6 protein-coding genes are annotated in these 8088 nt (G+C 64.2%); all 6 read left to right on the plus strand.

Annotated elements, in window-relative coordinates:
* Window positions 1-186 precede the first annotated feature (186 nt).
* Window positions 187-675, plus strand: a complete 489-nt coding sequence (gene mreD, locus BLX42_RS08830) for a rod shape-determining protein MreD (protein WP_012316092.1) — start codon at window positions 187-189, stop codon at window positions 673-675.
* Window positions 676-708: 33 nt separating this feature from the next.
* The gene (locus BLX42_RS08835) at window positions 709-1320 is read left to right on the plus strand and encodes a nucleoside triphosphate pyrophosphatase (protein WP_046784452.1); all 612 of its coding nucleotides are present in this window, start codon (window positions 709-711) and stop codon (window positions 1318-1320) included.
* A gap of 54 nt (window positions 1321-1374) precedes the next feature.
* Entirely contained in the window at window positions 1375-2832 is a 1458-nt protein-coding gene (gene rng / locus BLX42_RS08840) for a ribonuclease G (RefSeq protein ID WP_012316090.1), read from the plus strand.
* Window positions 2833-2920: 88 nt separating this feature from the next.
* Window positions 2921-6730: a YhdP family protein gene (locus tag BLX42_RS08845; RefSeq protein ID WP_161871598.1), complete on the plus strand. Its 3810-nt coding sequence runs from the start codon at window positions 2921-2923 to the stop codon at window positions 6728-6730.
* Window positions 6731-6744: 14 nt separating this feature from the next.
* Entirely contained in the window at window positions 6745-7596 is an 852-nt protein-coding gene (locus tag BLX42_RS08850) for a carbon-nitrogen hydrolase family protein (protein WP_161871599.1), read from the plus strand.
* Window positions 7597-7598: 2 nt separating this feature from the next.
* Window positions 7599-8088: PmbA/TldA family metallopeptidase (locus BLX42_RS08855; protein WP_306092922.1), on the plus strand; the 490-nt coding region annotated here is incomplete at its 3' end.

The raw sequence follows: 8088 nt of genomic DNA on the forward strand, positions 1-8088 counted from the left end.
CCCTGCTCAGCCTGGTGCCAATGGCGAACAGGCTGCCCCCGGCACGCCTGCAGCGGCAGCGCCGGCCCCGGCCACGCCCGCGGTACCTGCCACAGCGGTACCGGCCCCGGCCGCTTCAGCACCGGCCCCGGCACCCGCCAGCCCTGCCGCAGCGCCTGCGGCACCCGCCCAGCCTCGGAGGCAATGATGGCCAAAACGCGCCGTAACCACGGGTGGGTCATCTGGCTGACCTTCGCCATTGGCCTGCTACTCAGCGTCTCGCCCATGCCACCGTTTCTCGAGGTGTTCCGCCCCATGTGGCTGGCGATGCTGGTGTCGTTCTGGACGCTCATGGTCCCGAACAAGGTCGGCATGACCACTGCGTTCGTGCTGGGCCTGGCCGAGGACGTGCTGTACGGCACGCTGCTCGGGCAGAATGCCCTGGTCCTGACCCTGATCACCTTCCTGGTGCTGTCGCTGCAGCAGCGTCTGCGCATGTTCCCGATGTGGCAGCAGAGCCTGGTAATCCTGGTGATCTTCGGTATCGCCCAGCTGATCCAGTTGTGGCTCAGTGCGCTCACCGGCAATCGTTTGCCGACGCTGGCGCTGGTCTGGTCGGCGGTCATCAGCGCCTTGCTCTGGCCGTGGATCAGCTTCGCCCTGCGTGATCTGCGCCGGCGTTTGCATATCAACTGACGGCGCCGCCGCCACCGACAGGGAGATGTCTGCATGAAACCACTTTACCTGGCCTCCGGCTCGCCCCGTCGTCGTGAATTGCTGGCCCAGATCGGCGTGCCGTTCACCGTCACCAGCGCCCCCATCGATGAAACCCCGCTGCCAGACGAAAGCGCCGTGGCGTATGTCGAACGCCTGGCCCGGAGCAAGGCCGAGGCTGGCCTTGCCAGTCTTGCCGGCCCGGCCGTGGTGCTCGGCGCAGACACTGCGGTGGTGCTCGATGGTCGTATTCTCGGCAAACCGGAAAACCGTGAAGATGCCTTGGCCATGCTGGCAGACCTGGCAGGGCGCGAACATCAGGTGTTGACGGCGGTGGCGCTGAGCGATGGCCAGTGTTGCCTGAGTGTCTGCGTCACCAGCAACGTATGTTTTCGCGCCATCGACCCGCAAGAAGCACAGCGCTATTGGGCCAGTGGCGAGCCAGTGGATAAAGCTGGCGGTTATGCCATCCAGGGCTTGGGGGCGGTATTCGTGACCGGCCTTCAGGGCAGCTATTCGGCGGTAGTCGGCCTGCCCCTGAGCGAGACCGCCGAGCTGCTCGCCCAATTCGGTATCGCCTGCTGGCAGGTGCCGGCGCTTTCTCCTGAGGTAACAAAGCAGCAGTAGCCAGCCCGGCGCCCGCGATCCATGATTACCGAAGACCTTTGACGAGAGCCTGCCATGAGTGAAGAGATCCTGATCAACATCACCCCGATGGAGTCGCGTGTGGCGGTGGTGGAAAACGGGGTGCTGCAGGAAGTGCACGTCGAGCGCACCCAGCGTCGCGGCATCGTCGGCAATATCTACAAGGGCAAAGTGGTGCGGGTGCTGCCAGGCATGCAGGCGGCGTTCGTCGATATCGGCCTGGAGCGCGCCGCGTTCATTCATGCCTCGGAGATTTCCCAGCGCGAAGGTTCTGCCGTGGAGACCATCACCGCACTGGTACACGAGGGCCAGGCCCTGGTGGTGCAGGTGACCAAGGACCCCATCGGTAGCAAGGGCGCACGGCTGACCACCCAGCTGTCCATACCGTCGCGTTACCTGGTGTACATGCCGCGCAGCAGCCATGTCGGCATTTCCCTGAAGATCGAAGACGAAGCCGAACGTGATCGCCTCAAGCAGGTGGTCAGTGACTGCATGGACAGCGAAGACATCAAGAACGCCGGCGGTTTCATCCTGCGCACTGCTGCCGAGGGCGCACGGGCCGAAGAGATCCTGCAGGACATCCGCTACCTGCGCCGCCTGTGGGAGCAGATTGGCAGCCAGATCCAGACCTGCGGCGCGCCGACGGTCATCTACGAGGATCTTGGCCTGGCCTTGCGCACACTGCGTGACCTGGTCAACCCCAAGATCGAGAAGATTCGCATCGACTCACGGGAAACCTTCCAGAAAACCACGCAGTTCGTTGCCGAACTGATGCCGGAGATCGCCGACCGCCTGGAGCACTACCCGGGTGAGCGGCCGATCTTCGACCTGTACGGCGTCGAGGACGAAATCCAGCGCGCACTGGATCGCAAGGTGCCGCTCAAGTCCGGCGGCTATCTGGTGGTCGACCCCGCCGAGGCAATGACTACCATCGATGTCAACACCGGCGCCTTCGTTGGCCACCGCAACCTCGAAGAGACCATTTTCAAGACCAACCTCGAAGCGGCCACGGCAATCGCCCGGCAGCTGCGCCTGCGCAACATTGGCGGGATCATCATCATCGACTTCATCGACATGGAGGATGAGGACCATCAACGCCAGGTGCTGCGTACGCTGGAGAAACAGCTCGAACGTGACCATGCCAAGACCAACATCATCGGCATCACCGAGCTGGGCCTGGTACAGATGACCCGCAAGCGCACGCGTGAGAGCCTGGAGCAGGTGCTGTGCGAACCGTGCACCGCCTGCCAGGGGCGTGGCAAGCTGAAAACCCCGGAAACTATCTGTTACGAAATTTTCCGCGAGATACTTCGTGAAGCCCGCGCCTATCAGGCAGAAGGCTATCGGGTGCTGGCCAACCAGAAGGTGGTCGACCGCCTGCTCGATGAAGAGTCCGGCAACGTGGCCGAGCTGGAAACGTTCATCGGTCGAACCATTCGCTTCCAGGTCGAGTCGATGTACTCGCAGGAGCAGTACGATGTGGTGCTGCTCTGAGGCTTTCTGATACCCAGCCCAAGGTGCTCGGGCTGGCAAAACCGCTGCTTCGAGCCATCATGGATAAACGACCTGGAGGGCCTTGGCCATGGGACGTCTGACCCGCGTTCTTGTCGCCTTGACCCGTTGGGGGCTGGGCATCTGCGCCCTGCTGGCTGTGTTGGTGGCGCTCTATGTCAGCCTCGGCCGGGAGCTGGTGCCACTGGTGGCCGAATACCGCGCCGACCTTGAAAGCAAGGCCGAGCAGGCGTTGGGCATGCCGGTGCATGTGGGGGCGCTTGAAGGGCGCTGGAGTGGCCTGGCGCCGGTGCTGCGGGTTCGTGACCTGCAGTTGGGCGAGGGCGCTTCGGCGTTGCGCCTGGATGACGTCAAGCTGGTGCCGGACCTCTGGGCCAGCCTCACTGCCCGCGAAGTACGCCTGGCGCATATCCAGTTGGCGGGCCTGCAACTGATCCTGCGTGAGAACGAGCAGGGCGGTTGGGCGCTTGAAGGCTTACCGCAAAAGGACGACGCGCCGCTGGACCCGGCCGAGGTGCTGCAGCGTCTGCAACAGTTGGGCCGTATCGACGTATTCGACAGCCAGGTCACCCTGCAGCCCTGGCAGCGTGACCCGTTGACTCTTACCTATGTCAGCCTTGGCCTGCAGGCCGGCGCTTCACGCCAGGCGCTGGACCTGCGTGCGACCCTGCCTGATGGCCAGCCGTTGGCACTGAACCTGCGCAGCCGGGTAACGCCCCAGGCCTGGCGCGATGGTAAGGCAGAGGCTTACCTGAGCCTGCCGCAGAGCGACTGGGCGCGTTGGCTGCCGCCACGCCTGCTCGGCCAGTGGCAGGCCCAAGCCCTGCGCGCCGGTGGTGAGTTCTGGGTTGACTGGGGCGAGGGCCGGTTGCAGCAGGCGGTGGTCCGCCTCAATGCCCCTCAGTTGCGCGGCGCCTATGCCCAGCGCCAGGCGGTGACACTGGATAACCTGGCGGTCTCGGCCTGGTTCCAGCGTCGCGAGCAAGGGTTCGATGTGGTTGTCGATTCACTGGCTGCCAACATCGGCAAGGCTCGCTGGGAGTCGAAGCTGCAGGTGCGTCAGCGCGCAGGTGAGCAACCCGGTGGGGAAAGCTGGCAGGTACAGGCCGACCGCCTTGACCTTGCGCCGCTGACGCCTTTGATAGATGCACTGGCGCCACTGCCTGAAAAATTCATGACTGCGGTCGATGCGCTGAATGTGACCGGTGCCGTGCGCAACTTGCGCCTCGACTTGCGGCCCAAGGCCGAGGGTGATCAACGGCTGCAGTTCGCTGCCAATCTGGAAAAAGTGGGTTTTGACGCCTACCACGGCGCACCCGCTGCCGGCAATGTCAGCGGCAGCATCAGCGGAGACCTGGGCCATGGCGAGCTGCGCCTGGATACCGACGCTTTCATGTTGCATCTGTATCCGATCTTCGCCAAACCTTGGCATTATCAGAAAGCCAACGCCCGTTTGACCTATACCCTCGACAAAGAGGGTTTTACCTTGGCTGCCCCCTACCTGAAAGTGCTGGGCGAAGAGGGCAAGATCGCCGGGGATTTCCTGATTCGCCTGCTGTTCAATGAAGGCAGCGAGAGCTATATGGACCTGCGCGTAGGCCTGACCGAGGGCGATGGGCGCTACACCGCCAAATACCTGCCTGAAGTGCTCAGCCCGGCGCTCGATGAGTGGCTGCGCAGTGCCATCGTCAAGGGCAACGTCGATGAAGGCTACTTCCAGTACCAAGGTTCGCTGAACCACGGTGCCAGCCCCGAATCGCGCAGCATCAGCCTGTTCTTCAAGGTGCACGACGCCGCCCTGAACTTCCAGCCTGGCTGGCCACAGGTGCAAAACGTCGATGGCGATGTGCTGATCGAGGACAGTGGCGTGCGCATCAAGGCCCATAAAGGCCTGTTGCTGGACACCCAGGTAAGTGACGTCAGTGTCAACATTCCCCATGTGGAGGGTGGCGAGCAAAGCCGCCTGTACCTTGATGGCAATTTCGACGGCAGCCTCGGCGATGGTCTGAGGATTCTCAAGGAAGCGCCTATCGGCACGGGCGAAATTTTCGCAGGATGGGAGGGCGAGGGGCCGCTCAAGGGCAAGCTCAAGCTCGACATCCCCCTGGCCCGAGGACAACGCCCGAAGGTACAGGTCGACTTTGCCACCTCCGATGCACGCCTCAAGGTTGCGCCGCCAAGCCTGGAGCTGAGCCGACTCAAGGGCGATTTCAGTTTCGATCTCGACAAGGGGCTGAGCGGGAAGAACATCGCCCTGCAGGCATTTGGCAAGCCGGTGACCGCGCAGATAACCGCCGGGGGCCAGCCTGGGCAGATGCAGACGCGTATCAGCGCGAATGGCCACGTGGCGCTCCGGGCCTTGACCGACTGGCTGCAGTTCAAGCAGCCCTTGCCGGCGTCCGGTGACCTGCCCTATCAATTGCAACTCAACCTTGGCAGCCGCGACAACAGTCTGAGCGTGAATTCGTCGCTCAAAGGCCTTGCAATCGATTTGCCTGCGCCGTTCGGCAAGGCCGCAGCAGATACCCGTGAGAGCCGATTCAGCATGAGCCTGCAGGGGCCTGAGCGGCGTCTGGATGCTGCCTACGCCGACCTTGCCCGCTTTGCCTATGCCGCGCCCAGCCAAAACCTGGCGCAAGGTCGCGGCGAACTGCTGCTGGGGGCAGGGCAGGCGCAGGTGCCAGCTGGGCAGGGCCTGCGTGTACGGGGGCGCCTCGAGAGCCTGGACCTGGCGCCCTGGCAGGCGCAGATGACGCAGATGAGTGGCGACGACCCTGGCGCAAGTGCCCGGCAGACTCTGCAGAGCGTAGACCTGAGCATCGGCCAGTTGAAGGCCCTTGGCATGGACCTGAACCAGGCGGTCGTGCGTCTGGCCCGGGGAGGCCCAGCGTGGGATCTGCGCCTGGACAGCAAGGAAGTCATCGGCAATGCACGTTTACCCGATGCCAAGGGCGCACCGATGACCGTGCGCCTGCAGACCTTGCGCCTGCCACCAGCGGACCCGGCGCAGGCACAGGCCGAGGAAGGCCCTGACCCGCTGGCCTCGTTCGACCCACGCAAGGTACCGGCACTGGACCTGACCATCGACAAGCTGTACCGCGGCGACGACCTGTACGGCAACCTGGCGCTGAAACTGCGCCCGACCGCTCGAGGGGTGGCAGCTCAGGATATCGACCTCGTCTTCAAAGGCCTGCACATCGACGGCCGGGGCGGCTGGGAAGGTGACAGCGGCGCCACCAGCAGTTGGTACAAGGGCCGCCTGGATGGCAAGAACCTGGCCGACGTGCTCAAGGCCTGGGGCTTCGCGCCTACCGTGACCAGTCGTGACTTCCGTCTGGATGTGGATGGCCGTTGGCCCGGTTCGCCAGCCTGGGTCGGCCTAAACCGTTTCTCAGGCAGCATGGATGCGGCGTTGCGCACAGGGCAGTTCGTCGAAGTGGAGGGCGGCGCGCAAGCCTTGCGGGTGTTCGGCCTGCTCAACTTCAACTCCATCGGCCGGCGTCTGCGCCTGGACTTCTCCGACCTGTTCGACAAGGGCCTGGCCTATGACCGGGTAAAAGGCTTGCTGGTAGCCAGTGACGGCGTCTACGTGACCCGCGAGCCGATCAGCGTGACCGGGCCTTCGAGCAACTTCGAGCTCGACGGTACGCTGGACCTCGTTCGCGACCGGGTCGACGCCAACCTGCAGGTCTCCCTGCCAGTGACCAACAACCTGCCGCTGGCCGCGCTGATCGTCGGCGCACCGGCGGTCGGTGGGGCGCTGTTTCTGGTCGATAGGCTGATCGGTGACCGGGTATCGCGCTTCGCCAGCGTGCACTATCGCATCGAAGGGCCGTGGAAAGAGCCTAGAATCACCTTTGTGAAACCGTTCAACAAGTAGTGCCAGGAGTGCCCATGAAGGTAGCGGTCATCCAGATGGTCAGCCAGGACGATGTGCTGGCCAACTTGCAGCGTGCGGGTACCTTGCTGGAACAGGCGGCATTCGGCGGCGCGAGGCTGGCGGTGCTGCCAGAAAATTTCGCCGCCATGGGGCGCAAGGACGCCGCTGCGCTCGGCCGGGCCGAGGCGCTGGGTGAGGGGCCGATACTGCCCTGGTTGAAACGCACGGCCCGCGACCTCAGATTATGGATTGTTGCCGGCACCTTGCCGCTGCCACCTGCCGATCAGCCTGATGCCAAGGCGCATGCCTGCTCGCTTTTGATCGACGAGCACGGCGAGGTGGTGGCGCGCTACGACAAGCTGCACCTGTTCGATGTGGACGTGGCCGATAACCGCGGCCGTTACCGTGAATCCGACGACTATGCCCATGGCGCGCAAGTGGTGGTGGCCGACACGCCGGCAGGGCGCCTTGGCTTGAGCGTCTGCTACGACCTGCGTTTCCCGGAACTCTACAGCGCGCTGCGCAGTGCCGGCGCGCAACTGATTACGGCACCTGCGGCATTTACTGCGGTCACAGGCGCGGCGCACTGGGAAGTGCTGATTCGTGCCCGGGCGATCGAAACACAGTGCTATGTGCTGGCCGCAGCACAGGGCGGTACCCATCCAGGCCCGCGGGAGACCTATGGGCACGCGGCGATCGTCGACCCCTGGGGGCGGGTCGTCGCCGAACAGGCGCAGGGCGAAGCGGTATTGCTCGCCGAGCGCGACAGTGATGAACAAGCGTCCATTCGGGCGCGCATGCCGGTTGCCTCGCACCGGCGCTTTTTTTCGCAGGACGCCTTGCGGCCTGCGCACACCTCGGAGTGACTATGAGCCAGATGTTATCCACCGTCAGCGAGCAGCTCCTGGCCCCAGGCGGACTGACCCTGGACAGCCTGCAGGCTGTACTGGGCGAGTTGGCCGGGCCGGGCATCGACGCCGCCGACCTGTACTTCCAGGGCCAGATCTCGGAAACCTGGGCGCTGGAGGACGGCATTGTCAAAGAGGGCAGCTTCAACCTTGACCAGGGCGTGGGCGTGCGTGCCCAGTCGGGTGAGAAAACCGGTTTCGCCTACAGCAACGCGATCAACCTCGAGGCTCTGACTTCGGCAGCCCGTGCGGCGCGTTCGATTTCCCGCGCCGGCCAGAATGGCACTGTCCAGGCGTTCCGCAGCCAGGACGTGACGGCCCTGTATGCCCCGGACAACCCGCTGGACGTGCTCAGCCGTGCTGAAAAGGTCGAGCTGCTCAAACGTGTCGATGCCGCCACGCGGGCGCTCGACCCGCGTATCCAGCAGGTCAGCGTGAGCATGGCCGGGG

The organism is Pseudomonas sp. SG-MS2 (genome assembly GCF_009933855.1).
Taxonomy (GTDB): Bacteria; Pseudomonadota; Gammaproteobacteria; order Pseudomonadales; family Pseudomonadaceae; genus Aquipseudomonas; species Aquipseudomonas putida_E.